General features: G+C 73.8%; 33 protein-coding genes and 1 riboswitch. Of the genes, 16 read left to right on the top strand and 17 right to left on the bottom strand.

Features of this window, described 5'->3' with window-relative positions:
• The coding region (locus tag DKT69_RS21070; protein WP_201749772.1) for a C39 family peptidase at nucleotides 1-310 on the top strand (310 nt) is incomplete at its 5' end.
• Between the two features lie 140 nt (nucleotides 311-450).
• Here the strand turns inward: DKT69_RS21070 and dusB are convergent.
• The 4 genes from dusB to DKT69_RS21090 form a co-directional block, all read right to left on the bottom strand.
• On the bottom strand, nucleotides 451-1,623 hold the full coding sequence (gene dusB, locus DKT69_RS21075; RefSeq protein WP_109803245.1) for a tRNA dihydrouridine synthase DusB: 1,173 nt from the start codon (nucleotides 1,621-1,623) through the stop codon (nucleotides 451-453).
• Nucleotides 1,624-1,686: 63 nt separating this feature from the next.
• Entirely contained in the window at nucleotides 1,687-3,066 is a 1,380-nt protein-coding gene (locus DKT69_RS21080) for a glycine--tRNA ligase (RefSeq protein WP_109803246.1), read from the bottom strand.
• 112 nt (nucleotides 3,067-3,178) lie between these two features.
• On the bottom strand, nucleotides 3,179-3,739 hold the full coding sequence (locus tag DKT69_RS21085; RefSeq protein ID WP_368666264.1) for a hypothetical protein: 561 nt from the start codon (nucleotides 3,737-3,739) through the stop codon (nucleotides 3,179-3,181).
• 25 nt (nucleotides 3,740-3,764) lie between these two features.
• Complete coding sequence (locus DKT69_RS21090) at nucleotides 3,765-4,106, bottom strand: antibiotic biosynthesis monooxygenase family protein (RefSeq protein WP_109803247.1); 342 nt, start codon at nucleotides 4,104-4,106, stop codon at nucleotides 3,765-3,767.
• 27 nt (nucleotides 4,107-4,133) lie between these two features.
• Between DKT69_RS21090 and DKT69_RS21095 the strand changes: the two genes are divergently transcribed.
• The 8 genes from DKT69_RS21095 to DKT69_RS39065 are packed head-to-tail and all read left to right on the top strand — an operon-like array spanning nucleotide 4,134 to nucleotide 8,576.
• Complete coding sequence (locus tag DKT69_RS21095) at nucleotides 4,134-4,391, top strand: DUF6703 family protein (RefSeq protein ID WP_109803248.1); 258 nt, start codon at nucleotides 4,134-4,136, stop codon at nucleotides 4,389-4,391.
• Nucleotides 4,392-4,445: 54 nt separating this feature from the next.
• Nucleotides 4,446-5,387, top strand: a complete 942-nt coding sequence (locus tag DKT69_RS21100; protein WP_109803249.1) for a metal ABC transporter substrate-binding protein — start codon at nucleotides 4,446-4,448, stop codon at nucleotides 5,385-5,387.
• Nucleotides 5,384-6,145, top strand: coding sequence for a metal ABC transporter ATP-binding protein (locus tag DKT69_RS21105; RefSeq protein WP_109803250.1), 762 nt, complete (start codon nucleotides 5,384-5,386; stop codon nucleotides 6,143-6,145). Before DKT69_RS21100 ends, DKT69_RS21105 begins: the two co-directional genes overlap by 4 nt.
• A gap of 1 nt (nucleotide 6,146) precedes the next feature.
• Nucleotides 6,147-7,013 carry a metal ABC transporter permease gene (locus DKT69_RS21110; RefSeq protein ID WP_109803251.1) on the top strand — a complete coding sequence of 289 codons (867 nt, stop codon included), beginning with the start codon at nucleotides 6,147-6,149 and terminating at the stop codon, nucleotides 7,011-7,013.
• Nucleotides 7,014-7,056: 43 nt separating this feature from the next.
• A complete protein-coding gene (locus DKT69_RS21115; protein WP_109803252.1) occupies nucleotides 7,057-7,356 on the top strand; it encodes an ArsR/SmtB family transcription factor in 300 nt (99 codons plus the stop codon).
• On the top strand, nucleotides 7,353-7,745 hold the full coding sequence (locus DKT69_RS21120) for a Fur family transcriptional regulator (protein WP_109803253.1): 393 nt from the start codon (nucleotides 7,353-7,355) through the stop codon (nucleotides 7,743-7,745). The genes DKT69_RS21115 and DKT69_RS21120 overlap by 4 nt, the downstream gene beginning before the upstream one ends.
• A gap of 48 nt (nucleotides 7,746-7,793) precedes the next feature.
• Nucleotides 7,794-8,399, top strand: a complete 606-nt coding sequence (locus tag DKT69_RS21125) for a hypothetical protein (RefSeq protein ID WP_109803270.1) — start codon at nucleotides 7,794-7,796, stop codon at nucleotides 8,397-8,399.
• 9 nt (nucleotides 8,400-8,408) lie between these two features.
• Nucleotides 8,409-8,576, top strand: coding sequence for a hypothetical protein (locus DKT69_RS39065; protein WP_201749773.1), 168 nt, complete (start codon nucleotides 8,409-8,411; stop codon nucleotides 8,574-8,576).
• 66 nt (nucleotides 8,577-8,642) lie between these two features.
• Here the strand turns inward: DKT69_RS39065 and DKT69_RS21130 are convergent, their stop codons facing one another.
• The 5 genes from DKT69_RS21130 to DKT69_RS21150 all read right to left on the bottom strand — a co-directional run bounded on the left by DKT69_RS21130 (nucleotide 8,643) and on the right by DKT69_RS21150 (nucleotide 13,856).
• Nucleotides 8,643-10,592 carry an acyl-CoA dehydrogenase family protein gene (locus tag DKT69_RS21130; protein WP_109803271.1) on the bottom strand — a complete coding sequence of 650 codons (1,950 nt, stop codon included), beginning with the start codon at nucleotides 10,590-10,592 and terminating at the stop codon, nucleotides 8,643-8,645.
• 257 nt (nucleotides 10,593-10,849) lie between these two features.
• Nucleotides 10,850-11,353: a DUF6328 family protein gene (locus tag DKT69_RS21135; protein WP_109803254.1), complete on the bottom strand. Its 504-nt coding sequence runs from the start codon at nucleotides 11,351-11,353 to the stop codon at nucleotides 10,850-10,852.
• A 126-nt stretch (nucleotides 11,354-11,479) separates the two neighbouring features.
• Nucleotides 11,480-12,229 (bottom strand): sugar isomerase domain-containing protein, encoded by a 750-nt coding sequence (locus DKT69_RS21140; protein WP_109803255.1) that lies wholly within the window; start codon nucleotides 12,227-12,229, stop codon nucleotides 11,480-11,482.
• Nucleotides 12,226-13,038 carry an AAC(3) family N-acetyltransferase gene (locus DKT69_RS21145; RefSeq protein ID WP_109803256.1) on the bottom strand — a complete coding sequence of 271 codons (813 nt, stop codon included), beginning with the start codon at nucleotides 13,036-13,038 and terminating at the stop codon, nucleotides 12,226-12,228. Before DKT69_RS21145 ends, DKT69_RS21140 begins: the two co-directional genes overlap by 4 nt.
• A complete protein-coding gene (locus DKT69_RS21150; protein ID WP_109803272.1) occupies nucleotides 13,035-13,856 on the bottom strand; it encodes an alpha/beta fold hydrolase in 822 nt (273 codons plus the stop codon). Before DKT69_RS21150 ends, DKT69_RS21145 begins: the two co-directional genes overlap by 4 nt.
• Before the next feature lie 97 nt (nucleotides 13,857-13,953).
• A riboswitch (TPP riboswitch) is annotated at nucleotides 13,954-14,059 on the top strand.
• A gap of 73 nt (nucleotides 14,060-14,132) precedes the next feature.
• Here DKT69_RS21150 and DKT69_RS21155 point away from each other — a divergent pair.
• The 3 genes from DKT69_RS21155 (at nucleotide 14,133) to DKT69_RS21165 (ending at nucleotide 17,036) form a co-directional block, all read left to right on the top strand.
• On the top strand, nucleotides 14,133-14,714 hold the full coding sequence (locus DKT69_RS21155; protein ID WP_109803257.1) for an ECF transporter S component: 582 nt from the start codon (nucleotides 14,133-14,135) through the stop codon (nucleotides 14,712-14,714).
• Between the two features lie 106 nt (nucleotides 14,715-14,820).
• Nucleotides 14,821-16,239, top strand: a complete 1,419-nt coding sequence (locus DKT69_RS21160; RefSeq protein WP_109803258.1) for an ABC transporter ATP-binding protein — start codon at nucleotides 14,821-14,823, stop codon at nucleotides 16,237-16,239.
• A complete protein-coding gene (locus DKT69_RS21165) occupies nucleotides 16,236-17,036 on the top strand; it encodes an energy-coupling factor transporter transmembrane component T family protein (RefSeq protein ID WP_109803259.1) in 801 nt (266 codons plus the stop codon). The genes DKT69_RS21160 and DKT69_RS21165 overlap by 4 nt, the downstream gene beginning before the upstream one ends.
• 19 nt (nucleotides 17,037-17,055) lie before the next feature.
• On the opposite strand, the gene DKT69_RS21170 is transcribed toward DKT69_RS21165, so the two are convergent.
• Entirely contained in the window at nucleotides 17,056-17,706 is a 651-nt protein-coding gene (locus tag DKT69_RS21170) for a response regulator (protein ID WP_109803260.1), read from the bottom strand.
• On the bottom strand, nucleotides 17,703-18,902 hold the full coding sequence (locus tag DKT69_RS21175; RefSeq protein ID WP_109803261.1) for a sensor histidine kinase: 1,200 nt from the start codon (nucleotides 18,900-18,902) through the stop codon (nucleotides 17,703-17,705). The genes DKT69_RS21170 and DKT69_RS21175 overlap by 4 nt, the downstream gene beginning before the upstream one ends.
• Before the next feature lie 155 nt (nucleotides 18,903-19,057).
• On the opposite strand from DKT69_RS21175, the gene DKT69_RS38440 reads away from it, so the two are divergent.
• Nucleotides 19,058-19,753 (top strand): hypothetical protein, encoded by a 696-nt coding sequence (locus DKT69_RS38440; protein ID WP_161557914.1) that lies wholly within the window; start codon nucleotides 19,058-19,060, stop codon nucleotides 19,751-19,753.
• A 121-nt stretch (nucleotides 19,754-19,874) separates the two neighbouring features.
• On the opposite strand, the gene DKT69_RS21185 is transcribed toward DKT69_RS38440, so the two are convergent.
• A complete protein-coding gene (locus DKT69_RS21185; protein ID WP_109803262.1) occupies nucleotides 19,875-20,123 on the bottom strand; it encodes a hypothetical protein in 249 nt (82 codons plus the stop codon).
• A gap of 240 nt (nucleotides 20,124-20,363) precedes the next feature.
• Here DKT69_RS21185 and DKT69_RS21190 point away from each other — a divergent pair, with 240 nt between their 5' ends.
• On the top strand, nucleotides 20,364-20,660 hold the full coding sequence (locus DKT69_RS21190) for an MTH1187 family thiamine-binding protein (RefSeq protein ID WP_109803263.1): 297 nt from the start codon (nucleotides 20,364-20,366) through the stop codon (nucleotides 20,658-20,660).
• 165 nt (nucleotides 20,661-20,825) lie between these two features.
• Entirely contained in the window at nucleotides 20,826-22,268 is a 1,443-nt protein-coding gene (gene gnd, locus DKT69_RS21195; RefSeq protein WP_109803273.1) for an NADP-dependent phosphogluconate dehydrogenase, read from the top strand.
• A gap of 27 nt (nucleotides 22,269-22,295) precedes the next feature.
• Here gnd and DKT69_RS21200 read toward each other — a convergent pair whose 3' ends face one another.
• The 5 genes from DKT69_RS21200 to recO form a co-directional block, all read right to left on the bottom strand.
• On the bottom strand, nucleotides 22,296-23,063 hold the full coding sequence (locus DKT69_RS21200) for a pirin family protein (protein ID WP_236648127.1): 768 nt from the start codon (nucleotides 23,061-23,063) through the stop codon (nucleotides 22,296-22,298).
• Nucleotides 23,060-23,284: a thioredoxin reductase gene (locus tag DKT69_RS21205; RefSeq protein ID WP_109803265.1), complete on the bottom strand. Its 225-nt coding sequence runs from the start codon at nucleotides 23,282-23,284 to the stop codon at nucleotides 23,060-23,062. The genes DKT69_RS21200 and DKT69_RS21205 overlap by 4 nt, the downstream gene beginning before the upstream one ends.
• Before the next feature lie 147 nt (nucleotides 23,285-23,431).
• Entirely contained in the window at nucleotides 23,432-23,617 is a 186-nt protein-coding gene (locus DKT69_RS21210; RefSeq protein WP_109803266.1) for a hypothetical protein, read from the bottom strand.
• 68 nt (nucleotides 23,618-23,685) lie between these two features.
• On the bottom strand, nucleotides 23,686-24,498 hold the full coding sequence (locus tag DKT69_RS21215; RefSeq protein ID WP_109803267.1) for an isoprenyl transferase: 813 nt from the start codon (nucleotides 24,496-24,498) through the stop codon (nucleotides 23,686-23,688).
• Nucleotides 24,495-25,337, bottom strand: a complete 843-nt coding sequence (gene recO / locus DKT69_RS21220; protein ID WP_109803268.1) for a DNA repair protein RecO — start codon at nucleotides 25,335-25,337, stop codon at nucleotides 24,495-24,497. Before recO ends, DKT69_RS21215 begins: the two co-directional genes overlap by 4 nt.
• A 102-nt stretch (nucleotides 25,338-25,439) precedes the next feature.
• Between recO and DKT69_RS21225 the strand changes: the two genes are divergently transcribed.
• The gene (locus tag DKT69_RS21225; RefSeq protein WP_109803274.1) at nucleotides 25,440-26,237 is read left to right on the top strand and encodes a DUF4097 family beta strand repeat-containing protein; all 798 of its coding nucleotides are present in this window, start codon (nucleotides 25,440-25,442) and stop codon (nucleotides 26,235-26,237) included.
• Nucleotides 26,238-26,261: the final 24 nt, after the last annotated feature.

Genomic DNA, 26,261 nt, shown 5'->3' on the forward strand with positions numbered 1-26,261 from the left:
CGTCTACCACAGCGTCGAAATCCGCGACCCGAAGGCCGACGGCAAGCAGACCGACAAGCTGCGCACCGACATCGTCCACACCGTCGATGAGGGCCGCGCCGTGGTCGCCAACATCGCCGGCACCGCCACCGACACCGACGGCAACACCCACTCCTTCGAAGGCGGCCACTACATCAGCGTCGTGGGCTACCGCGACGGCGGCCACACGGCGACCATCGCCGACTCGGCCGACCCGAACATGGCCTCCTACCGGATGAGCGTGGACAACCTCGCCGACTGGATCGCCACCCGCGGCTACACCGCCTCCTGACCCAACCAGCACCAACCCGAAAGGGCCGACCCCCACCCGGGGGCCGGCCCTTTCGTCGTCTCTTGACCACCCGGATCGGCCGCGCCGGTCCGGGCCTGACCGCCGGCTCAGGGGTGGCGGCCGGACCGGGCTGGTCGCGGTCAGCCGCCGGAGTCGTCCAGCTCGGCGCCGTCGGGCACGGTGTCGTCGTCCCGGCTGGCCAGCCAGCCGTCGGGCAGGAAGACCTTGCCCGGGGAGTTGGTCCGGCCGCGCGGCTGACCCAGGGTGGCCACCGGGAACGGCTCGGCCGGGTCGAGCTTGCCGAGCAGGTCGTCGAGCTGCGCCAGGCTGTCGATCATCGCCAGGGAGCGGCGCAGCTCGCTGCCGACCGGGAACCCCTTGAGGTACCAGGCGACGTGCTTGCGGAAGTCGGTGCAGCCGTCCCGCTCACCCCGGGTTGGGTTGCGCGCACCCGCGACGAACTGGTCGACGAGCAGCTCGGCGTGCCGGCGCATGGTCGCCGCCACCTCGCCCAGGCTGGGCAGCCGCCGCTCCGACCGGCCGTTGAACGCGGCCTCCAGGTCGGCGAAGAGCCACGGACAACCCAGGCAGCCCCGCCCGATCACCACGGCGTCGACGCCGGTGTGCGCCACCATCCGCAGCGCGTCGTCGGCCTCCCAGATGTCCCCGTTGCCGAGCACCGGCACGTCCAGGGCCTGCTTGAGGGTGGCGATCGCGTCCCAGTCGGCGGTGCCCGAGTAGCGCTGCGCGGCCGTACGCCCGTGCAGGGCGACCGCCGCCACACCCGCGTCCTGCGCGGCGAGCCCCGCCTCGACGTACGTCAGGTGGTCGTCGTCGATGCCCTTGCGCATCTTCACCGTGACCGGCACCCCGGCGGGCGACGCGGCGTCCACCGCGGCCTTCACCAGGCGGGCGAAGAGCCGGCGCCGCCACGGCAGAGCCGAACCGCCACCGCGCCGCGTCACCTTGGGCACCGGGCAGCCGAAGTTGAGGTCGATGTGGTCGGCGAGGTCCCGCTCCACCACGATCCGCACCGCGGCGGCGGTGATCTCCGGGTCGGTGCCGTAGAGCTGGAGGCTGCGCGGCTGCTCGTCCGCGCCGAAGGCGATCATGCGCAGCGTCTTCGGGTTCCGGTCGACCAGCGCCCGCGTGGTGATCATCTCGCAGACGTAGATGCCGCCGCCCTGCTCCCGGCAGAGCCGGCGGAAGCCGACGTTGGTGATGCCGGCCATCGGCGCCAGCACCACCGGCGGCCACACCTGGTGCCGCCCGAGGGTCAACGGGCGCAGCGCGGGCAGGGTCGGGGCGGTCACCGGACAAGTGTACGGGGCCCTGACCGGCACTCCTCCCGCGCCGGTCAGGGCCCCGTCAGCGACTCAGCAGCCGGGCAGGCGCTCGATCAGGTACCGCTCGACCTGGTCCAGCGAGACGCGCTCCTGGGCCATGGTGTCCCGGTTCCGCACGGTCACTGCGTTGTCGTCGAGGGTGTCGAAGTCGACCGTCACGCAGAACGGCGTGCCGATCTCGTCCTGCCGGCGGTAGCGGCGGCCGATGGCCTGCGAGTCGTCGAACTCGACCACCCAGCGCTTGCGCAGGTCCGCGGCGAGCCCCTTCGCCTTGGGCGAGAGCGCCTCGTTGCGGGACAGCGGCAGCACCGCCACCTTCACCGGGGCCAGCCGCGGGTCGAAGCGCATCACGGTGCGCTTGTCGACGCCGCCCTTGGTGTTCGGGGCCTCGTCCTCGTCGTACGCCTCGAGCAGGAAGGCGAGCACCGCGCGGGTCAGGCCGGCGGCCGGCTCGATCACGTACGGCATCCAGCGCTCGCCCTTGGTCTGGTCGAAGTACGACAGGTCGACGCCGGAGTGCTTGCTGTGCGTGGAGAGGTCGAAGTCGGTCCGGTTGGCGATGCCCTCCAGCTCGGCGAACTCGGTGCCGCCGAACTGGAACCGGTACTCGATGTCGACCGTGCGCTTCGAGTAGTGGGAGAGCTTCTCCTTGGGGTGCTCGTAGAAGCGCAGGTTCTCCGCCGACAGACCCAGGTCGAGGTACCAGTTCCAGCGCTGCTCGAGCCAGTACTCGTGCCACTGCTCGTCGGAGCCCGGCTCGACGAAGAACTCCATCTCCATCTGCTCGAACTCGCGGGTCCGGAAGATGAAGTTGCCCGGGGTGATCTCGTTGCGGAACGACTTGCCGGTCTGCGCGATGCCGAACGGCGGCTTCTTGCGGGCGACCGTCTCCACGTTCTTGTAGTTGACGAAGATGCCCTGGGCGGTCTCCGGGCGCAGGTAGTGCAGGCCCTCGTCGCTCTCCACCGGGCCCAGGTAGGTCTTCATCAGGCCGTTGAACATCTTCGGCTCGGTGAAGGTGCCCTTGTTGCCGCAGTTGGGGCAGTTCAGCTCCGACAGCGAGGTCAGCGGCTTGCCGTGCTTCTCGGCGTACGCCTCCTCCAGGTGGTCGGCGCGGAACCGCTTGTGGCAGAACTGGCACTCGGTCAGCGGGTCGACGAACTCGGCGATGTGGCCCGACGCCTCCCAGACCTTGCGGGCCAGGATGACCGCGGAATCCAGGCCGACCACGTCGTCGCGCTGCTGGACCATGGTCTTCCACCACTGCCGGCGGACGTTCTCCTTGAGCTCCACGCCGAGCGGACCGTAGTCCCACGCCGACCGGGTGCCCCCGTAGATCTCGCTGGAGGGGAAGACGAAGCCTCGGCGCTTGGCGAGACTGACGACGGCGTCGATACGGTCGGCTGGCATGTTTCCTCCTACGCCGGCTGGCGGTCGGCGGGGGCGATGTGGATGTAACGGTCAGTTCGCGACAACGGTACGGCTACCGGAGTCCCGAGCCCAGCAGAATACCGGGGGCGGGTCAGCTCACCCCGCAGACCTCCATGCCACCGGTCTGCGGATCCGCCGCCAGGGTCACCTGCTGGGCCTCCCGCTTGCCGCCGCTGAGCGTCACGTCGACCGGCACGGTGAGGGTCTGCGCGTCGACCCTGCCCACCCGGTAGCCGGAGATCGGGGGCTCCGCGGCCACCCGCTGCTCGAACTCCGGCCGGGGTTCGCGCCGCTGGGCGTCGTCGCAGAGCCGGTCGTACGCCCGGGACCAGTCCTTCTCCACCAGGGCCTGGTAGTAGTCGTCGGTCACCGTCCGGCCCTGCTCCTCGATCGCCTGCACGTTGCTCACCGCCAGTCCGACGATCGCCGCGCCGCCCCCGCCGCAGCAGAGCAGCACGGCCAGCGCCCCGACGCCGAGGCCGAGCCAGAGCCGGGCCCGGCCGCCCTCGGTGGGCGGAGCGGCGAACGGCGGGGCCACTCCCGGGCCGGCAGGGACGTCCGGCTCGGCCGGCGACCCCGGGACCGGCGGCGCGCCGCCTTCGCCGGACAGCACGGGGTGAGGGGGCGGGCCTACCGGTCCGGGAGCGGTCATACGGCAGAGGGTAGTGCCCCCGCGGTCACCGGTAAGGACCTGCGGCCCGATCACTGGCGACGACGACGATCTCCCCGTCCGGCGCGGCGCTGGCCAGCGTCTCGTACGCCGACGGCTCGTCGACCGACTCGGCCAGCAGCGGCACCGCCGTGATCTTGACGTCGAAGCCGCCCAGCGCCCGCCGGTACGCCCCGACCGACTCCCACTCGGTGAGCAGGCACCAGTGCCTCGGGTCGTCCAGCGCGCGCAGCAACTCGCCGCGCAGGTAGCCGGGGCGGGCGGCGAGCGCCGTGAGGGCGGCGTGCGCCCGCTCGGTGAAGTCGGGCGCGACCTCGGCGTCCACCACGAACCGGTTGGTCACCAGCACCGGCGTCCTCCTCGTAGAGTCTGTGGGATGCAGCGTACGCAGAGCCCCCTGCTGGGCCGCCTGGCCCGGGTCAACCCGACGACGGTCTTCCTGGCCACGCTGGTCCTGGTGCTGGTGGCGCTCTTCGCGCCCGGTCCGGTCGGCGGCCTGCTGCTGCTGGCGCTGGCCGCGGGGCTGGTGTGGCTGATGGTGACCACCTGGCCGGTGCAGGCGCCGGCGACCCGGGTGATCCGCCTGGTGATGCTGACCCTGCTGATCGCGGTGGCCCTGGCCAAGCTGCTCTGACATGCAATCATGCGTTTTTGACAATCAATTTCGTTATCGCGGACAGTGGTCGTCATGACGATCCGCTCCGCGCGCCGCGTCCTGGCCGCCACCGCCACCGCCCTGCTCGCCCTCGGCGGCACCGCCGCCTGCTCCGACGGCGGGCCGGCCGGCGCCGACCCGGAGCGGGTCGACGTGGTGGCCGCCTTCTACCCGCTCCAGTTCCTCGCCGAGCGGATCGGCGGCGACGCGGTCAAGGTCACCAACCTGGCCAAGCCCGGCGCCGAGCCGCACGACCTGGAGCTCAACCCGCGCCAGGTCGGCCAGATCAGCGACGGGGAGCTGATCGTCTACCTCAAGGGCTTCCAGCCGGCCGTGGACGAGGCGGTCGACCAGAACGGCGGCGACCGGGCGTTCGACGTGGCCGGCGTGCAGCCGCTGCACGACGCGGCGGCCGGCGGTCACCAGCACGAGGGTGAGCCCGGCCACGAGGAGGAGACCGGCGGCAAGGACCCGCACCTCTGGCTCGACCCCACCCGGCTGGCCACCGTCGGCGACCGGCTCGCCGAGCGGCTCGGCAGGGCCGACCCGGAGCAGGCCGCCGACTTCACCGCCCGGGCAGCGGCGTTCCGCGCCGACCTGGCGAAGCTCGACACCGAGTACGCCGAGGGGCTGAAGACCTGCCAGCGCCGGGAGATCGTGACCAGCCACACCGCGTTCGGCTACCTGGCCGAGCACTACCAGCTCGAGCAGGTCGGCATCACCGGCCTCACCCCGGACAGCGAGCCCTCGCCGCAGCGCCTCGCCGAGGTGGCGAAGGAGGCCCGGGAGCACCGGGCCACCACCATCTTCTTCGAGACCCTGGTCAGCCCGAAGGTCGCCGAGACCGTGGCCCGCGAGGTCGGGGCGAAGACCGCCGTCCTCGACCCGATCGAGGGCCCACCCGCCGACGGGGACTACCTGTCGGCGATGCGCGCCAACCTCGAAACCCTGCGAACCGCGTTGGACTGCTCATGAACGCACCCGTCATCCAGGTCACGCACGCCGCCGTCGGCTACGACGGCCGCCCCGTGCTGCGGGACGTCTCGCTGACCGTCACCGCCGGCGAGGTGGTCGCCGTGCTCGGCGCCAACGGCTCCGGCAAGTCCACCCTGATCCGCGCGGTGCTCGGGCTGGTCCCGCTCAGCGCCGGGTCGGTCACCCTGTTCGGCGCCCCGCAGCGCCGCTTCCGGCAGTGGCACCGGATCGGGTACGTCCCGCAGCGGCTCGGCGCCGGCAGCGGCGTACCCGCCACGGTGGGCGAGGTGGTGGCCTCGGGGCGGCTGGCCCGGCGGGGCGTACTGCGGCCGGCGGGGCGGGCCGACCGCGAGGCGGTCGCCGCCGCGCTGCGGGCCGTCGGGCTCGCCGACCGGGCCGGTGACCCGGTCGCCACCCTCTCCGGCGGCCAGCAGCAGCGCACCCTGATCGCCCGGGCCCTGGCCGGCGAACCCGAGCTGCTGGTGCTGGACGAGCCGACCGCCGGGGTCGACGCGGAGAGCCAGCAGGCGTTCGCCGCGGCGCTGCGCGGCTTCCTGGCCGGCGGCGGGACCGTGCTGCTGGTCGCCCACGAGTTGGGCCCGCTGCGACCGCTGATCAGCCGGGCGGTCGTCGTGCACGAGGGCGGCATCTGCCACGACGGCGCGGTGCCGGAGCCGGCCGGGCACCACGCGGAACCCGACCACGAGCACGTGCACCCGCACTGCGACGAGGAGCCCGCCGGGCTGTGGAGCATCTGACATGGACCTCTTCCAGTACGACTTCATGCTGCGCGCCCTGGTCGGCGCGCTGGTCATCGGGCTGGCCGCGCCGGCGCTCGGCATCTACCTGGTGCAGCGGCGGCTGGCGCTGATCGGCGACGGGATCGGGCACGTGGCGCTCACCGGCGTCGGGGCCGGGCTGCTGCTGAACCGTTCCCCGGTGCTGGTGGCGGTGCTCGCGGCGACCCTCGGCGCGATCGGCATCGAGCTGGTCCGCTCGCGCGGCCGTACCTCCGGCGACCTGGCCCTGGCGCTGCTCTTCTACGGCGGCATCGCCGGCGGCGTGATGCTGGTCGGGCTCTCCGATGCCAGCAGCGCGGCGCTCAACTCGTACCTGTTCGGGTCGCTGACCACCACGTCGCCGGCCGACCTGACCACGATCCTGGTGCTCGGCGCGGCGATTCTGGTGCTCATGCTGGCGCTGCGCCCGGCGCTCTTCGCGGTCTGCCACGACGAGGAGTACGCCCGGGTGTCGGGGCTGCCGGTCCGCGCGCTCAACCTGCTGCTGGCGGTGACCACCGCGGTGACCGTGACGATCGCCATGCGGGCGGTCGGCGTGCTGCTGATCAGCGCGCTGATGGTGGTGCCGGTGGCCACCGCCCAGCAGGTCACCCGGGGCTTCCGCAGCACCATGACGGCCGCCATGGCGCTGGGGCTCTTCGCCGCCGGGGCGGGCATCTGGGTGGCGGCCACCGCCGATACCGCGCCGGGCGCCTCGGTGGTGCTGCTGGCCATCGCCTCGTTCCTGGTGGTCGCGCTCGCCGCGGCCGGCTGGCGGGCGCTGCGCCGGCGGACCAGCCCGGCGGCCGCGCCGGCCCCCGAGCCGCACGAGGTCGTGCTCCGGTGAGCCACCCCTGAACGATCCTGCTGGCATTGGTTACCGTTACGGGATGACGGGCACGAACGGGTACGACGCCTTCGAGGGCGCGGGTGACCTGCTGCGTGCACTGTCCGCGCCGATCCGGCTGGCGATCGTGACCGAGCTGGCGCAGGGTGAACGGTGCGTGCACGAGCTGGTGGAGAAGCTGGGCGCACCCCAGCCGCTGGTCTCCCAGCACCTGCGGGTGCTCCGCGGCGCCGGCGTAGTCCGCGGCTCCCGGCGCGGCCGGGAGATCGCGTACGCCCTCGTGGACGAGCACGTCGCACACATCGTGGCGGACGCGGTCAGCCACGCCGGGGAGGGACCGTGACCGAGGGGACGTTGCGGAACACGCGGCAGCGGACGGCCGTGAGCACTCTGCTGGCCGAGGTGGAGGGCTTCCACAGCGCGCAGGACCTGTACGCGATGCTGCGCCAGCGGGGCGAGCGGGTCGGCCTGACCACCGTCTACCGGACATTGCAGGGGCTGGCCGACGCCGGCGAGATCGACGTGATGCGCCCGCCCGGCGGCGAGCACCTCTACCGGCGGTGCAGCGAGGGTCACCACCACCACCTGGTCTGCCGGGACTGCGGGCGGACGGTGGAGGTGGCCGGGCCGACGGTGGAGAGCTGGGCGGAGCGGGTCGCCGCGCAGCACGGGTACGCCGAGGTCAGCCACACCCTGGAGATCTTCGGCACCTGCCCGGCCTGCGCCGGCTGAGAATTCTCCCCCGTGCCCCGGCGGCCGGCGCGTGGCACGCTGTCCGGCGTGAAGATCTACGCCGACCGTTTTCCCACCGCTCTCCGTCAGCTCCTCACCGACCTCCTCGTCGTCGCCTGGGTCTACGCGGCGATCCGCTTCGCGCTCTGGCTGCACGACCTGGTGCAGAAGCTGGCCGTACCCGGACAGAAGCTGGAAGGGGCCGGCGGCGGCCTCGCCGACAACCTGGCCGACGCCGGCGGCAAGGTCGGCCGGGTGCCGCTGGTCGGCGACGAGCTGACCGGCCCCTTCAACAAGGCCGCGGAGGCCGCCCGGGCGGTCGCGGAGGCGGGCCGCGACCAGCAGGAACTGGTCGGCCAGCTGGCTCTCGCGCTCAGCATCGCGGTGCTGGTCTTCCCGCTCGGACTGGTGCTCTTCGGCTGGCTGCCGCTGCGGGTGCGCTGGATGCGCCGGGCCGGCGCGGCGAAGGCGCTCGCCACCGCCCCCGCCGGCCGGGACCTGCTGGCGCTGCGGGCCCTCGCCGGCCAGCCGCTGGGCCGCCTGACCCGGATCGCGCCCGACGTGGCCGAGGCGTGGCGCCGCGGCGACGACGCCACCGTCGACGCGCTCGCCGCGCTGGAGCTGCGCAGGCTGGGACTTCGGGCGGGCCGCTAGGGTGTGGCGGTGCTGTACTTCCTGATCGTCGTCGCCGTGCTGCTGCTGGCGTACGCGGGCGTCCTGGTGAGCTTCGTCCGCAAGGGCCGCAAGATCCCGCCGCAGGCGTACCTGGTGCTGGCCGTGCTCAACGGACTCATCCTGGCCGCCATCATCGCCTGGGCCATCGCCCGCTGACCGGCCGGCGGGATGCGGCATGCCGCGGTCTCCGGGCGACCGGGAACCGCGACATGCCGCACGCCGTCACGAACGGGGTGGGATGCGGCGGCGGACGTCCTTCGCCGTGGACGGGCCGGGGGTCCAGCGGGCCACCCAGGGGGCGTCCGCGGGCGGGGTGGCGACGCCCTCCTCGAGGGCGGCGTACCGGCCGGCGAGGATCCGCTTCGCCGCCGCCACGTCCAGCGAGTCGGTGTTCGACCAGAGCCCGGTGAACAGCTCCTCGATCCGCAGCCGAGCCTGCCGGCAGAACAGGTCGGCCAGCTCGACGTTCTCCGGGCGGCTGTCCTTCTCCGCGTACGCCCGGACGCAGACCGCGGACATCGCGAACAGCTCCGCGCCGATGTCCACCACCCGGCCGAGGAACGCCTGCTTGCGCTCCATCTTCCCCTGCCACCGGGACATCGCGTAGAACGTCGACCGGGCCAGCTTGCGTGAGGTCCGCTCGACGTGCCGCAGGTGACCGGCGAGCGGGCCGAACTCGGCGTACGCGCCGGGGGCCTGGCCCTTGCCGACGGCGAGGGTGGGCAGCCACTTGGCGTAGAACACGCCGGCCCGCGCGCCGGCCTTCGCCTTGCGACCGAGGCCGGCGTCCGGGTCGATGATGTCGCCGGCCACCGAGAGGTGCGCGTCCACCGCCTCCCGGGCGATCAGCAGATGCATGATCTCGGTGGAGCCCTCGAAGATCCGGTTGATCCGCAGGTCACGCAGGATCTGCTCGACTGCGGCGGGGCGTTCGCCCCGGGCGGCGAGGGAGTCGGCGGTCTCGTAGCCGCGCCCGCCCCGGATCTGGATCAGCTCGTCGGCGATCTTCCAGGCCATCTCGCTGGCGTAGAGCTTGACCAGCGCCGCCTCGATCCGGATGTCGTTACGGTCGTCGTCGGCGAGCAGGCAGCAGAGGTCGAGCATGCTCTCCATGCCGTACGTGGTGGCGGCGATGAAGGCCAGCTTCTTGGCGACGGCCTCGTGCTCGCCGAGCGGCCGGCCCCACTGGATCCGGTCGGCGGCCCACTCCCGGGCCACGTTGAGCGACCACTTGCCCGCCCCGACGCACATCGCCGGCAGCGAGAGGCGGCCGGTGTTCAGCGTGGTCAGGGCGATCTTCAGCCCCTTGCCCTCGCCGCCGATCACGTTCTCCTTAGGCACGAAGACGTCGTGGAACCGGGTGAGGCTGTTCTCCAGGCCGCGCAGGCCGACGAAGGCGTTGCGGCGTTCCACCGTGATGCCCTCGCTGTCGCCCTCGACCACGAAGGCGGTGATCCCGCCGCGCCGGCCCTCGGCCGCCGGCACCCGGGCCATCACCACCAGCAGGGTGGCGACCGTGCCGTTGGTGGCCCACAGCTTCACCCCGTTGAGCCGGTAGCCCGTGCCGTCGGCGGTGGGCTCGGCGGTGGTGGCCAGCCGGGCCGGGTCGGAACCGACGTCCGGCTCGGTGAGCAGGAACGCGGAGACCTCACCGGCGGCGAGCCGTGGCAGGAACCGCTGCTTCTGCTCCGGGGTGCCGAACATCTTCAGCGGCTGCGGCACGCCGATCGACTGGTGCGCCGAGAGCAGCGCCCCGATGGCCGGGCTGATCGAACCGGCCCGCATCAGCGCCCGGCAGTAGTGCAGGTTGCTCAGCCCGAGCCCGCCGTACTTCTGGTCGATCTTCATGCCGAAGGCGCCGAGCCGGGCCAGGCCGTGGAAGACCTCGTCCGGGATGGACGCCTCCCGCTCGATGGCCCCGCCGTCCACCTCGGAGTCCAGGTACGCCCCGAACGCACCGAGGAACTCCTCGGCCCCCGCGACGTCGTCCGGGTCGGACCGCGGCCAGGGGTTGATCAGGTCGAGCCGGAACCGGCCGAGGAAGAGTTCCTTGCCGAAGCTGGGCCGGTCCCAGGCCGACTCCCGGGCCGCCTCGGCGACCTGACGGGCCTCCTTCTCGGAGACCTGCCCCGCCTCGGCGGGCAGCGGTGCGGCGCCGCCGGCCTCGTCGATCGCGGCGGCGGTCGTGGCCGCCTCGCCCCCGGGCGCCGGGGGACCGTGGTCGGGATCGTCGATCGGCGCCACCCGTCCGGTGGGGCCGCCCGCGCCCTGCGTTCCGTCCGGTCGGCTGTTCTGTGTCGTGGTCACGGCTGCCCCCTCGAACCTCGGTCCGGCTGCGTCAACGTGCGCGACAAAAACGACGCTACCCCCGGGTGTTACCCAGGGGTAGCGTTCTTGGCACGTCCGATTTGGCGAGATGACAGCGGGGCTCAGTCGCCGGCGAGCACCTGCGGGTCGTCGTCATCGTCGTCGATGTCGTCCTCGCCCCAGTTGCGCCGGGCGAACGGCAGGATCACCCAGAAGGCCAGGAACCAGATCCCGGTGACCGCGCTGAGCAGCAAGGCGACCGGCCGGCTGAGCACGAAGTCGGTGATCAGCAGGACGGCGCTGACCATCGAGATCAGCATGAAGCCGAGGCCCCCGCCGGCCATCCGGTGGGCGAACCGGACCAGCTCCGGCTTGCGCCCCTGCCGGAACAGCGCCCGGTGGAAGGCGACCGGCGAGATGATCATCGCGGTGGCCGCCGCGGCGCCCAGCAACGCGACGATGTAGACGTTCTTCTGGAAGTCGGTGACGCGGGTGAAACCGTTGCTGAACGGCAGGGTCAGCAGGAAGGCGAAAAGGATCTGCACCCCGGTCTGCGCCACCCGCAGCTCCTGCAGCAGGTCGGCGAAGTTGCGCTGCCAGCGCTGCTTCTCGGTTTCCTTGGACACCGACCACCTCCACGAAGACGGTACTGCCGGCGGGGAGCACCCCGTCGGCAGCTGAGCCTTTGCCCCGCCGGGCGTTTCGCGAAACCGCCTCGCGGACGCCCGCCGCCCGGGCCGGGGGCGAACCGGTCACGCCCCCCGGCGGATCCGGCCGGCGTACCGGGCCTCCAGCTCGGCGTTGTGCTCGTCGCCACCGGTGATGTTGGCCGACAGGTAGACCGGGGGCCGCTCCCCCGCCGCCAGCAACCGGGCCACCACCTCCGCCACGATCTGCTGGGCCAGCAGCGCGGCCGTCATCGAGGAGACCGCGCCGACCGCGCCGCCGCCGGGCAGCGGCAGGGTGGCGTCGCCGTACGGGGCGCCGTTGTCGAGCACCACGTCGGCGAAGTCGGCGAGCTTACGGCCCGACGGGTGGCGGGACGTCATCCGCCCCGAGTGCTCGGCCGAGGTGATCGCCACCAGGTCGTGTCCCCGCTCCTTGACCAGGGCCGCGAACTCGACCATGGCCCCGTTGACGCCCGAGTTGGAGGCGAGCACGAACACGTCCTGCGGGCGTACCGGGGCCAGCTCGTAGAGCCGGTGCGCCACGGCCGGGTCGCGTTCCAGCTTCGGACCGAGGACGTCGGCCGGCTCACCGCCGTAGAGCACCAGGTCGCGCAACGCGATCCGGTTGGTCGGCACCAGCCCGCCGGCCCGGCCGGCGATCTCCATGGCGAGCGCCTCGGAGTGGCCGGTGCCGAACGCGTGCACCACCCCGTCGGCGCGCAACGCCTCGGCGATCAGGTCGGCGGCCCGACCCACCACCTCGCGCTGGCCGGCGGCCACCCGACCGATCGTGTCGGTCACCACCGCCAGGTACGCCTCCGCGCTCACCGTCATGCTTCCTCCGTCCGTCGGTTCCGGGCCAGCCACTCCCCCGCGAAGTCGACCGCCGCCCGCTGCCTCATCAACCGGCCCGTCCCGTCCCCGACCGCGCCCACCCGTACCGCGCCGGTGGCCTCGAAGTCGTCGCCGAGCCGGGCGAAGTCGCTCTCGTCCAGGTCCACGTCCGCCCACCACACCCACTCCCGGCCACCGTCGCCGGTCCGCACCGCCGCGCCGCAGCGCTGCCGGGGCGGCGCCGGCCGCCGGTACTCGGCGAGGTGCAGCGAGGTGTTCGAGCCGTGGTCGACGCCCAGCAGCAGCACGTCGGCGTCGAGGTCGTGCAGCCGGGCCAGCGGGGAGCCCTCGCCCAGCATGTCGGCCACTGCGTGGCCGGCGACGATCCGCCCGGCGGCCGGGCCGAGCGCGGCGAAGGAGACCTGCGGGTGATCGCTGCGCAGCGCGCCCGGCCAGGTACGCACCTGCTCCGCGAGCGTGCCCATGAACCGGCTCGGCGTCAGCGCCGGGTCGAAGCCGGGCAGCTCCGCCCGGATCACCGGCCACCAGTCCGCCGGCACGGGCGGATTGTTCCAGCCCGCCGGGTCGCTGTTCTCCGGGGTGTGGGTGGGCACCACGAGGGTCCCGTCCGGCCCCAGCACGTCGCGCAGGGCCAGCACCACCGTCTCCGGCCCGCCGCAGACGAAGCCGAGCGGGCGCAGCGCCGCGTGCACCAGGAGCGCACCGCCGGGGCGTACGCCGAGGTCGCGGAACTGGGCGGCGAGCGACGCGCGGGTGTGCGGCCGGGCCGGCGCGGGCGTCGCGATCACGCGGCGGTCCGGGCGATGATCGCCTCGGCCAGCGGCCCGGGCGCCTCGTCGGGGATCCAGTGCGTGACGCCGGAGAGTTCCACGAAGCGGTAGTCGCCGGTCACGTGGGACGCGCAGGCCTCGGCGGCGGTCCGGCCGATCGCGATGTCCTTGTCGCTCCAGACGAAGGTGGTCGGCACGGTGGTCGGGCCGACGGCCTTCATGTCCGCCCCCGACATCGCCCGGTACCAGTTCAGCGCGGCGGTCAGCGCGCCCGGCGCACGCATCGGGTCGGCGTAGCGGGCGACCCGCGCCGCGTCACCCACCCCGCCGAGCAGCTTGCGCAGCGCGGTGGCGTTGAGGGCCAGCAGCACCTTCTCGGCCTTGCCCGGCTTGCGGAACAGCGCGATGTAGGCGGAGCGGGCCTTCTGCTGGGCGGTGGCGAGCGCGTGGGCCATCGCCGCCGGGTGCGGCACCGAGACCGCGGTGAGGGTGCGGACCCGCCGCGGGTGCGCGGCCGCGAGACCCCACGCCACGATCGCGCCCCAGTCGTGCCCCACCACATGCGCGGACTCCACCCCGAGCGCGTCGAGCACGCCGGCCGCGTCGGCCACCAGTTCCGGGATCCGGTACGCCTCGACTTCCGCCGGCCGCGCACCCGGCGCGTAGCCCCGCTGGTCCAGCGCGTACGTGCGCAGCCCCGCCGCGTGCAGCGCGGGAACCACGTCGTCCCACTCGCCGCCGTGCTGCGGGAAGCCGTGCAGCAGCAGGACGGGTACGCCGTCCTCGGGACCGCCGGTGCCTACCTCGAACGTCAGACCTCGCGCGTCGACCCGCATGATCGTCACCCTACCCAGCGGGCCGGGTCGGGGCCGGAACGCGACCACCTGCTGGGCCGGCACCCCTGGTCGGTGCTAGCGTCTGCCGAGACAACTTCACATCCGACAGGGGAGCGCACAGCGCTGAGAGTGCGGGCATCGCCCGCAGACCCTCGAACCTGATCTGGGTAATGCCAGCGCAGGGAGTTCGGTCGACCTCCAGCCGCGCCGCCGTCCGGTGACACCGGGCGCGGCGTGCGTCTTCTCCTGGTTCGTTTCACTGGACTGGGAGCAACCATGGACAACACCGCCAACCGGTGGCGCACCATCGACATCGTCATCGCCTCGGTGCTCGGGGTGGCCTTCGGCGTCATCTTCTGGGCCTGGGGCCTGCTGTGGAACGGGCCGGCGGACGCCATCCCGCTGCCCGGCCGGGCCGTGCTGTACGGCGTCTGGCTGGTGCCCGCCGTGCTGGGCGCGCTGATCATCCGCAAGCCGGGCGCCGCGTTCTTCACGCTCACCTTCGCCGCGCTGGTCTCCGTCGCGCTCGGCAGCAGCTGGGGCTGGACGCTGGTCGTGCAGGGCCCGCTCGAGGCGGCGGCGGCGGAACTCGCCTTCGCGGTCTTCGGGTACCGCACCTACCGACTGCCGGTGGCGCTGCTGGCGGCCACCCTCGCCGGGCTCGCCGCCTCGCTCTACGACGTGTTCATCTGGTACCCGGGCACCGCGTGGGGCAGCTTCCGCCTCCCGTACATCCTGATCACGGCGGTCAGCTCCCTGGTCGTGGCCGGCCTGGGCAGCGTCGCCCTGACCCGCGCCCTGGCGGGGACGGGCGTCCTCGACCGCTTCCCCGCCGGCCGCGAACGCCCCGCCGTCTGACCGCCACCCCCGCACCCGGAGCCGCGTTGATCATGAGGTTGTCGTCATCCGGCGTGGCGTGTCGGGACGACAACTTCATGATCGCCGGACGAGAGGGGGTGGAGCGGTGAGCGCCGTGCAGCTGCGGGGGTTCGGGTGGCGGCACGCGGGCCGGAAGGCGTGGGCGGTGCGCGGGGTTGACCTGCGCGTCGAGGCCGGCGAGCGGGTACTGCTGCTCGGGCCCTCGGGAGCCGGGAAGAGCACCCTGCTCAGCGCGCTGGCCGGGCTGCTGCCCGAGGACTCCGGTGAGCAGGAGGGCACCGTCGAGATCGACGGGCTCGACCCGCGCAAGGCCCGGGAACGGGTCGGCATCGTCTTCCAGGACCCGGAGACCCAGCTGGTGATGGCCCGCTGCGGCGACGACGTCGCGTTCGGGCTGGAGAACCGGGGCGTACCGGCCGACGAGATCTGGCCCCGGGTGGACGAGGCGCTGCACCGGGTCGGCTTCCCGTACCACCGGGACCGGCCCACCGCCGCCCTCTCCGGCGGCGAGCAGCAGCGGCTCGCGCTGGCCGGGGCGCTGGCCCTGCGGCCGACGCTGCTGCTGCTCGACGAGCCGACCGCCAACCTCGACCCGGCCGGCGCGGCGCTGGTCCGGCGGGCCGTCGCGGACGCCGTCGACGCGGACACCACGCTGATCCTTGTCGAGCACCGGGTCGCCGAGGCGCTGCCGCTGGTCGACCGGGTGGTCGTCCTCGAACCCGGTGGCGGGGTCCGGGCCGACGGACCGCCCGCCGCGGTCTTCGCCGCGCACGGCGACGCGCTCGCCGCCGAGGGCGTCTGGGTGCCGGGTCGGATCGTCGCGCCCCGGCACGCGACCGCGCCGGCCGGCGAGCCGCTGATCACCGCCGACCGGCTCGGCCTGCCGCCCCGGCTGGCCCCCACCGACCTGTCCGTACGCGCCGGCGAGGCGCTCGCCGTCCTCGGCCCCAACGGCGCCGGGAAGTCCACCCTGGCCCTGCTCCTCGGCGGACTGCTCCGCCCCGGCACCGGCACGGCCAGCGCCACCGCCGTGCTGGCCGGCCGGGACGCCGGCACTTCCCCGCACCGCTGGCGGGCGCCCGCCCTGGCCGCGCGGATCGGCTCGGTCTTCCAGGACCCGGAGCACCAGTTCGTCACCGGCACCGTCTTCGACGAGCTGGCGCTCGGCCCGCGCCGGACCGGCCGGTCCGAGGCGGCCGTGCGGGCCACGGTCGAGACGCTGCTGGAACGGCTCCGGCTGGCGAAGCTGGCCGGCGCCAACCCGTACACCCTCTCCGGCGGCGAGGCGCGGCGGCTGAGCGTGGCGACCGCCCTGGCCACCGCGCCCCGCCTGCTGATCTGCGACGAACCCACCTTCGGTCAGGACCGGCGGACCTGGCGGGAGCTGGTCGACCTCTTCGCCGAGCTGCGCGACGCCGGGCACGGCGTCGTCACCGTCACCCACGACCCGGACTTCGTCGCCGCGCTGGCGGACCGGACCGTCATCCTGGAGCGCCGGGCATGATCGTCATCGAGCCGGTCGCCGCGCCCGGTGCGCCGCTGGCCCGGCGCAATCCGGTCGCGAAGCTGGCCGCCGCGCTGGTCTTCTCGGTCGCCCTGATCGCCACCCTGGACCCGGTGGCCCCGGCGATCGCCATCGCGATCGAGCTGGGCGTGCTGCCGCTGTTCGGCGTGCGTTACCGGGTGCTGGCCCGGCGGGCCTGGCCGCTGCTGGCCGGCGCCGCCGGCATCGTGGTCACGCTGGTGCTGTTCGCCGCGGACCGGTCCGGCCGGGTGCTGGTCGAGGCCGGGCCGGTGACGGTGACGTCGGGGGTGCTGCTGACCGCGCTGGGGCTGGTGCTGCGGATGCTCGCGGTGGCGCTGCCCGGCGTGATCGTCTTCGCCACCACCGACCCGACCGACCTGGCCGACGCGCTGATCCAGAACGCGAAGGCGCCGGCCCGCTTCGCCATCGGCGCGCTGGCCGCGTTCCGGTTGGTGCCCCTGCTCGGCCAGGAATGGCAGATGATCAGCATGGCCCGGCGGGCCCGAGGCGTGGACGCCGGCCGCAACCCCCTGGCCCGGCTGCGGCTCTTCGTCTCGACCGCGTTCGCCCTGCTGGTCGGGGCGATCCGCCGGGGCACCCGGCTCGCGGTGGCGATGGACGCCCGCGGCTTCGACGCCGGCACCCCGCGCACCGTCGCCCGCCGACAGCGCTTCACCACGGCGGACGGGCTGCTGATCGCCGGGGCGGCGGCGCTGGCCGGCGGCGCGCTCGCGGCCAGCATCCTGCTCGGCACCTTCCGCCCGCTGCTCGGCTGAGAAGCCGGCGAGTGCTCCGTCACCGCCGGAGCTGCGCCACCCCGGCCTGGTACGCCAGCACGACCGCCTGCACCCGGTCCCGCACCCCCAGCTTGGCGAAGATGCGGTTGACGTGCGTCTTCACGGTCGCCTCGCCGACGAAGAGCTGGCCGGCGATCTCGCGGTTGGACAAACCGAGGGCCATCATCCGCAGCACCTCGGTCTCCCGGAGGGTCAGGTCCGCCAGGCCGGGGCTGCCGCCGACCGGCGCCGTCGCGGTGTAGTGGTCGATCAGCCGACGGGTGATCGACGGGGACAGCAGGGCGTCGCCGCGGGCGGCCGTCCGCAGGGCCTCGGCCAGATCCTTCGGCGGCGTGGTCTTGAGCATGAATCCGGACGCGCCGGCGCGCAGCGCCCGGTAGACGTACTCGTCGAGGTCGAAGGTGGTCAGCATGATGATCCGGACGTCCGCCCGCGCGGCCAGGATGCGCTCGGTCGCGGCGATCCCGTCGAGCCGCGGCATGTGGATGTCCATCAGCACGACGGCGGGCTGGAACCGGGCCGCGAGCAGCACGGCATCCTCGCCGTCGGCGGCGTCGGCGACCACCTCGATGTCGGGCTGCGCACCGAGGATCATCCGCAGCCCGCCGCGGACCAGCGCCTCGTCGTCGGCGATGAGGACCCGGATCACGTCGTGGTCCCCGTCGTGGAGAGCGCGGAAGCCGACGCCTCGGGATCGAAGGGCAGTTCGACCCGCACCTCGAAGCCGCCGTCCACCCGCGGGCCGGCGGTGACCGTGCCGCCGAACAACTCCGCCCGTTCCCGGATCCCGGTCAGGCCGTGACCGGTGCCGTTGCTGCGGCGGGCGGGGCCCGGTCCGTCGTCGACGACGTGCAACCGCAGGGCGTTACCGCCCACCTCGACGGAGACGTCGACGGTCGACCCCGGTGCGTGCCGGGCGGCGTTCGTCAGCGCCTCCTGCAGGATGCGGTAACCGCTGACGTCGGCGGCCACCGGGACCGTCGTGAGGTCGCCCGTGACGCGCACCTCGACCCGGCCGCCGGCGATGCGTACCGCGGCGGTCAACGGGTCGATCCGCCGCAACGACGGGAGCCCTTCCGGGGCGGCCTCCGCGCCGCGGAGGATGACGAGCAGCCGACGCAACTCGGTGACCACCTCGCGCCCGACGTCCTGCACCGCCTCGAGCGATTCGCGGGCCTGGTCGGCGTCCGAGTCGAGCACGGCCTGCGCCGCGCCGGCCTGGAGCACCATCACCGAGACGCCGTGGGAGACGATCTCGTGCAGCTCCCGGGCCACCCGCAGCCGCTCGTCGGTCCGGGCGGCGGCTTCCCGTTCGGCGGCGAGCGCGACCAGCCGGGCGGCCTGCGCCCGACGCATCCGCACGGCGTAGCCGGGGCCCAGCACGGCGAGCCCGACGAAGAGGATGAACATCCAGTCGGAGTCGCCCGCAGCGAGGTTCTCGATCCCGAGCGAGCCGAAGTAGCTGACCGCGGCGACCGCCGGCGCGGCCCGCCCACCGACGGCGATGCCGGCGAAGCAGGCGGCGACCAGCGCGAGCAGCGGTACGACCGGCCACTCCGGAAGCACCGGCGTGAAGCTCTGCGCGGTGAAGCAGGCGCCGGCCAGGACGGCGGCCGCCCGGGGGTACGCCGTGCAGCCCGCCACCGCGAGGCCGTAGCCGGCCAGCAGCACGGTGAGCACGGCGAGCCAGCCGCCGGGCAGCGCGGCGATGTCCGGCCCCTGTCCCTCGACGTAGCCGGCGAGCGGGACGTACAGCTCGGCCAGGCCGAACGCGAACAGCGCGACACCCGCGACGAGGACCGCGCCGCGGCGCCAGCGGGATCGGATGTCGAGGGCGGCGGACATGGTGGGAAGGGTATCGGCGGAGCCGGCGGCCCGGCGTCCACCCACGGGTGTAGGAGGGCCGGGCGGAACTCCACCCGCGGATCAACTTCGCGGCGGACGACCCGCCCGGACCCGACTCCTAGCGTCCATCACACAGCTTCGAGAGGGAGATTCTGATGGATGACAGGACCGGATGGCGGTACGGCCGGCGGCTCACGGCGGTCGCCCTGGCCGCGGGCGGTGTGCTGTACGGCGTCGCGAACGCCTTCTACTGGGTGATGTTCCCGGACGACGTGTCGGAGACCGCCGGCAACGTGGCGGTGGCCGCCGGGAACCTGGGCGCCTGGCGGGCGGAGACCGTCCTGTTCGCACTGGCACATCTGCTGCTGCTGCCGGCGATGGCCGGACTGGCCGCCGCCCTCGGCCGGCGCAAGCCGCTCGTCGCCGCCATCGGCGGCAGCGTCGCCCTCCTCGGCCTCTACTTCTCCGGCGTCCACCTCTGGCATTACAACGCGTTCTTCGGGGCCCTCGCCGGCGCCGGCGTCGACGCGGACGCCGCCCGGCCGGTCGTCGACGCCCTCGACAACGATCCGTTCGTGATGGCGTCGTTCGCCGTGTGGCTGCTGGGCTGGCTGGTCGGGCTGCTGGTGCTGGCCTTCGGCGCCTGGCGCGCCGGCCTGGTGTCGCTGTGGGTGCCGCTCGTCCTCACCGGCGGGCAGGTGCTCGACATCGTCACCGAGGGGGCCCCGCTCAAGATCGCGGTCAGCCTGCTGATGGTGGCCGGGCTGTTCGGCCTGGCCCGCGGTGTCGACCGCCGTCGCCCGGCCGACTCGCCGGGCGAGGCGAAGGCCGCGCTGGCCGCACAAACCTGAGCCGGGGTACGGGGACATGGGCGGGGTCGCCGCATCGCGCGACCCCGCCCACGTGCGTCCCGTCCCGGCCGTCGGTGCGACGGCCGGGATCGTCGGCCCGCCGCCGGCCGCGCCCTACAACTCAGCTGCGGCGGAAGGCGTACCGGCGGGTCTGGCCGGCGCGCTGGCTGCGCCCGGCGAACCGGGCGTCCCGACCGGCCGGCGGACCGCCCTTCGGCGGTGGCGGGATCTCCGCCTGCGTCGACGCCGGCAGGGCGACCGGCGCGGCCGGTGCCACCGCGGGGATGTCGACGTCGGGCAGGGTCACGTCCACCACGGACGGCCCGGACGACGGCTTACGGGACTTCTTCGGACTGCGTTTGGCGGGCATACGCTGCCTCCTGACTGCGGGGCGCCGGTGGCGCGGCGAGCGGGGAACGGGGCTGCCCCGACGGGCCCGACCACGGAGGACGTCGCGACGACGGCGGCGAGTGGCATGCGGACGCCCGGAGCAGCGGCCCGCGGCGACGGCGGCGGGCCAGCTTCCGAAAAAGGGCGTCAGTTACGCATGCCCCGAGGCTATCCGACGGCCCGGGCGACCCGCAGCCGAATTACTGGCACGATCGGCGACATGCTGATCGCGTTCTCGATCACCCCGCTCGGCGTGGGTGAATCCGTCGGTGACCTGGTCGCCGAGGCCGTCCGGGTGGTCCGCGAGTCCGGGCTGCCGAACCGGACCGACGCCATGTTCACCACCGTGGACGGCGAGTGGGACGAGGTGATGGCGGTGGTGAAGCGCGCCGTCGACACCGTCGCCGCCCGGGCACCCCGGGTCAGCCTGGTGCTGAAGGCGGACGTCCGGCCCGGGGTGACCGACGCGATGCACGCGAAGGTCGCCCGCATCGAGGCCCGGCTGGCCGAGGGCTGACCCGGGCCGACGCGGCCGCTGCGCCGCACCGACGGCCGGCTGCCCGACCCCGACCGCCACACCGCGCTGACGGTGCGCTCACCCGACGTCGATGAGTCGCCCCGGGCCGCCGTCGACCGCGATACGGTCGCAGGACGGGCAGTCCGGCGAGAGGTGGCGGTACGGATGGCACAGCAGGCGACGGCGCAGATCGGCGTGACCGGTCTGGCGGTGATGGGTCGGAACCTCGCCCGGAACCTGGCCCGCAACGGTTTCATCGTGGCGGTGCACAACCGGTCGCCGGAGCGCACCCGCAGCCTGGTCGCCGAGCACGGCGACGAGGGCGCCTTCGTCCCGTCGGAGTCCCTCGCCGACTTCGTCGCCTCGCTGGAGCGGCCCCGCGCGGTCATCGTCATGGTGAAGGCGGGCGGCCCGACCGACGCGGTGATCGACGAGCTGGTGCCGCTGCTCGAGGAGGGGGACATCGTCGTCGACTGCGGCAACGCGCACTTCGCCGACACCCGCCGCCGCGAGGAGGCGCTGCGCGGGCACGGGCTGCACTTCGTCGGCACCGGCGTCTCCGGCGGCGAGGAGGGCGCGCTCCGCGGCCCGAGCATCATGCCCGGCGGCTCGGCCGAGTCGTATCGGAAGCTCGGGCCGATCTTCGAGAAGATCGCCGCGCAGGTCGAGGGCACGCCGTGCTGCCGGCACATCGGCCCGGACGGCGCCGGCCACTTCGTGAAGATGGTCCACAACGGCATCGAGTACGCCGACATGCAGCTCATCGCCGAGGCGTACGACCTGCTGCGGGCCGGGCTCTCGGCGAGCCCGGCGGAGATCGCGGAGATCTTCCGGGAGTGGAACGGCGGCGAGCTGGAGTCGTTCCTCATCGAGATCACCGCCGACGTGCTGGCGCACACCGACGCCGCGACCGGCAAGCCGTTCGTGGACGTTGTGCTCGACCAGGCCGAGCAGAAGGGCACCGGCCGCTGGACCGTGCAGAGCGCCCTCGACCTCGGCATCCCGATCACCGGCATCGCCGAGGCGACCTTCGCCCGGTCGCTCTCCGGCCACGCCGACCAGCGCGCGGCCGCCCGCCGCACCTTCGCCGACGCGGGCGAGAAGTGGCAGGTCGACGACCGGGAGACGTTCGTCGAGGAGGTGCGGCGCGCGCTGCTGGCCAGCAAGATCGTCGCGTACGCACAGGGCTTCGACCACATCCGGGCCGGCAGCCGGGAGTACGACTGGGACATCGACCTGGGCGGCACCGCCACCATCTGGCGGGGCGGCTGCATCATCCGGGCCCGCTTCCTGGACCGGATCCGGGAGGCGTACGACGCCGAGCCGGAGCTGGCGACGCTGCTGGTGGCGCCGTGGTTCGCCGACCGGGTGAGCGCCGGCGTGCCGGGCTGGCGGCGGGTGGTCGCCGACGCGGCCCGGGCGGGCGTGCCGACTCCGGCGTTCTCGTCGTCGCTGGCCTACTTCGACGCGCTGCGCGCCGAGCGGCTGCCGGCCGCGCTGATCCAGGGGCTGCGGGACAACTTCGGCGCGCACACCTACCGGCGGGTCGACCGCGAGGGCTCCTTCCACACGCTCTGGGCCGGCGACCACTCTGAAGTGGAGGCGTGAGGCTCAACCGCCCAGCGGGCGGCGCGGTCAGGCGAGGGCGGCGTGCATCTCCCAGACCAGGATCTCGGCCGGCTCGGTGGCGGTCACCCGCTGTCCGCCGGTCATGGTGATCCGGGCCGCGTCCCCGTCGCCCAGCCGACCGGTGCCCTCCAGCGTCACCGCCCCGTTGGGCACGTAGAGGTGCAGGAACGGCGCGTCCGGGAGGGTCACCTCGTCGCCGGGGGCGAGCCGGGCGGCGTGCAGGGTGGCGTACCGGTTGCGGATCCGGATCGCGGACGCGCCGTCGTACTGGTCCATGCCGGAGGCGACCGGGACCAGGCCGCCGCGGAGCAGCTCGTCGCCGATCTCCAGCTGCTCGTACCCGGGGTCGACCCCCTCCTCGTCGGGGATCACCCACATCTGGACGAAGTGCACGGGGTCGTCGTGCGGGGTGGTGCCGGCGAGCCGCCAGGCGTCGTTCTTCTCCGAGTGCAGGATGCCGGTGCCCGCGCTCATCCGCTGCGCCAGGCCGGGGTAGATGACGCCGGAGTGGCCGGTGGAGTCCTGGTGCACCAGCGAGCCGCGCAGCACCCAGGTCACGATCTCCATGTCCTGGTGCGGATGGGTCTCGAAACCGGTGCCCGGGTGCACCACGTCGTCGTTGTTGACCAGCAGCAGCCCGTGGTGGGTGTTGGCCGGGTCGTAGTGCCGGGAGAACGAGAACGAGTGCTTCGAGTCGAGCCAGGACAGCCGGGTCGTGAACCGGTCGGCGGCCCGCCGGACGTCCACGGCGGGCATGGGGGCGACAGCGGTCACCAGGCACGCTGCCCGGTCTCGGTGGGCGCCCAGGTCAGCGCCGGCTCGCCGGTGGCCCCGAGCTCGGCGATCTCGCCGGAACGCACGCTCGGGACGTGCCCGAACTCGGCGCAGTGCTGCTCGGCGATCTCCGCGCAGATCCCGGCCACCTGCTCGCAGATCGGGCTGCCGAGGTCGGCCGCGTTCAACGCCATGATCATCTTGTACCGGAGATCCCGCATCCCCACCCCCGTGGCGGGCGCGTCCCGACGGCGCGCCCTGGGCCGATCGTACGCGCGAGCGCCCCGCCCTCCGGCCGGAAAGCCGGATGCGGGGCGCGGTCCGCGAGCCCGGTCAGCGCCGCGACGCCGCGGCGCCGACCGTCGACGTCACCAGAACCGACGACGCTTGGCCTTCTGCGGCCGCAGCATGTCGGCGCCCTTGGTGAGCAGTCGGCTCACCCCGGACGAACCGCGCCGGGCCTCCAGAGTGTGGCTGAGCCGACGGGCGCCGGCCGCCGCCAGCGGCACGGCGACCGCCATGACCGCCCACTGGGCAATCCGCTTCTGAATCATGTGGGTTCACCTCCGCGATTGGCTGCTGTCCGGATTGATACCCAGCCCGCCGCGCCGGTAAGCGTGACTCAGATCCGCGGCGCGACCGGGTTGGGCAGCGCGCCACCGAAGCGGCGGTCCCGCTGGGCGTACAGCTCGCAGGCGTACCAGAGGTGGCGGCGGTCGAAGTCCGGCCAGAGCGTGTCGAGGAAGACCAGCTCGGCGTACGCGCTCTGCCAGAGCAGGAAGTTGGAGGTCCGCTGCTCGCCGGAGGGGCGCAGGAAGAGGTCCACCTCGGGGACCTCCGGGTGGTACAGGTACTTCCCGATGGTCTTCTCGGTGACCTTGCCCGGGTCGAGCCGGCCGGCGGCCACGTCGCGGGCGATCGCGGCGGCGGCGTCGGCGATCTCCGCCTGGCCGCCGTAGTTGACGCAGAACTGGAGGGTCAGCGTCGAGTTGCCCCGGGACATCTCCTCAGCCGTCTGCAACTCGGAGATGACGCTCCTCCAGAGCCGGCCGGCCCGACCCGACCAGACCACCCGGACGCCGAGGTCGACCAGCTGGTCCCGGCGGCGGCGGATGACGTCCCGGTTGAAGCCCATCAGGAAGCGGACCTCGTCCGGCGAGCGCCGCCAGTTCTCGGTGGAGAAGGCGTACGCGGACAGGTAGGGGATGCCCAGCTCGATCGCGCCCTCGATGGTGTCGAAGAGGCTGTGCTCGCCCTGCTCGTGACCCTTGGTGCGGGGCAGGCCGCGCTCCTTGGCCCACCGGCCGTTGCCGTCCATCACCACCGCGACGTGCTTCGGCACCGCGTCGGCGGGCAGCGCCGGGGGCCGGGCACCCGACGGGTGCGGAGTCGGTGGCGCCGGCTCGCGCCGGCCGGCACTCGTCGATCGGATCACTCGGTCTTCTCCCTGTTCACACCGTCCGCCTCCGCGACCGCGCCGACCGGCGGCGGGACCGCGGTGGCCGCCGGGGCACCCCGGTCGACCAGCGGCAGCGAGCGTAGCGCGCGCTCCAGGTGCCACTGCAGGTGCGCCGCGACCAGGCCGCTGCACTCCCGGCGTACGCCGGTCTCGGTGGCGTCGGCGAGCACCCAGTCGCCGGTGGTCAGGGCGGACATCAGGTCGATGGTGGCCGGCGCCGGGTGGGCCGCACCGGGCGGCCGGCAGTCCGGGCAGACCGCGCCGCCGGCCGGTACGGAGAACGCCCGGTGCTGCCCGGGCGTGCCGCAGACCGCGCACGCGGTCAGGGCCGGCGCCCAGCCCGCGAGGGCCATCCCGCGCAGCAGGTACGCGTCGAGCACCAGCGTGGTGGCGTGCTCGCCCCGGGCCAGGGACTTGATCGCGCCCAGGGTGAGCTGGAACAACCGCAGCGACGGTTCCCGCTCGACCGGGGTGAGCCGCTCGGCGGTCTCCGCGATCGCGCTGGCCGCGGTGTAGCGGGGGTAGTCGCCGAGGAACCGCTTGCCGTACAGGTCGATCCCCTCGACCTGGCTGACGGTGTGCAGCGAGCTGCCGTGCTCGCCCTTCGGGTCGCCGGCGAGCTGGAGGTCGACGTGGCCGAACGGCTCCAGCCGGGCGCCGAACTTGCTGGTGGTGCGCCGGATCCCCCGCGCGACCGCGCGCAGCCGGCCGTGCCGGCGGGTGAGCAGGGTGATGATCCGGTCGGACTCGCCGAGCTTCTGCACACGCAGGACCACCGCGTCGTCGCGGTAGAGCTGTCGGCGGTACCCGGCCATCCGGTCATTCTCCCTCGGGGTGCGATCTCAGGGTCGGTTCGGGGTGGACGGGCGGAGGAACCCGGATGTGCGCCGGGCCGCCCCGGTCGTAGCGTGCTGGCCATGGCTCTGCACCAGACCACCGCCGTCGCCGCGCGCACCGGGGTCGCCGCGGCGGCGGCCGCCGCCCTGATCCTCCTCGCCGGGTGCGACACCCTCTCGTTCCGCCGGCTCGACTTCGACAACACCGAGGCGGTGAAGATCAGCCGGATCACCGTGCTGCCCGGCTCCGGTGACGTGACGGTCCGCGCCTCCGGCACCACCCCCCAGGTACGGATCAAGCGGATGGTGCGCTACCAGGGCGGCGAGCCCGACGCGCGGTACGAGGTCAAGGGCGACGAGCTCGTGCTGGACACCGACTGCGGGAACCGGTGCAGCATCTCCTACGAGGTGACCGCTCCGGAGGGGGTGGCGGTCCGGGGTGAGACCGGCTCCGGCAACGTGGAGCTGACGCGGGTCGGCCCGGTGGAGATCAAGCTCGGCTCCGGCGACATCACGGTGACCGGCGCCACCGGCCCGGTACGCGCCGAGACCGGCTCCGGCAACATCGAGGTGGTCGACGTGGCCGGCCGGGTGGACCTGCATGCCTCCTCGGGCGACATCAGCGCCCGCCGGCTCGGCGACCAGGTGGACGCGGAGGCCAGCTCCGGCAACGTCACCGTGGAGCTGGACCGGCCGGCCTCCGCCCGGGTCCACGCCGGCAGCGGCGACGTCGAGCTGACGGTGCCGGCCGGCCGGTACCGGGTCCGGTCCAGCACCGGCTCCGGGGACGCCGAGCAGGGCGTCGCCGACGACCCCACCGCGCCCCTGCTGCTCGACGTCGGCACCGGCAGCGGGAACGTGACGATCAGCCAGCGCTGATCTCCGTGCCGGTGGCCGCCCGCA

The organism is Micromonospora sicca (genome assembly GCF_003172935.1).
Taxonomy (GTDB): Bacteria; Actinomycetota; Actinomycetes; order Mycobacteriales; family Micromonosporaceae; genus Micromonospora; species Micromonospora sicca.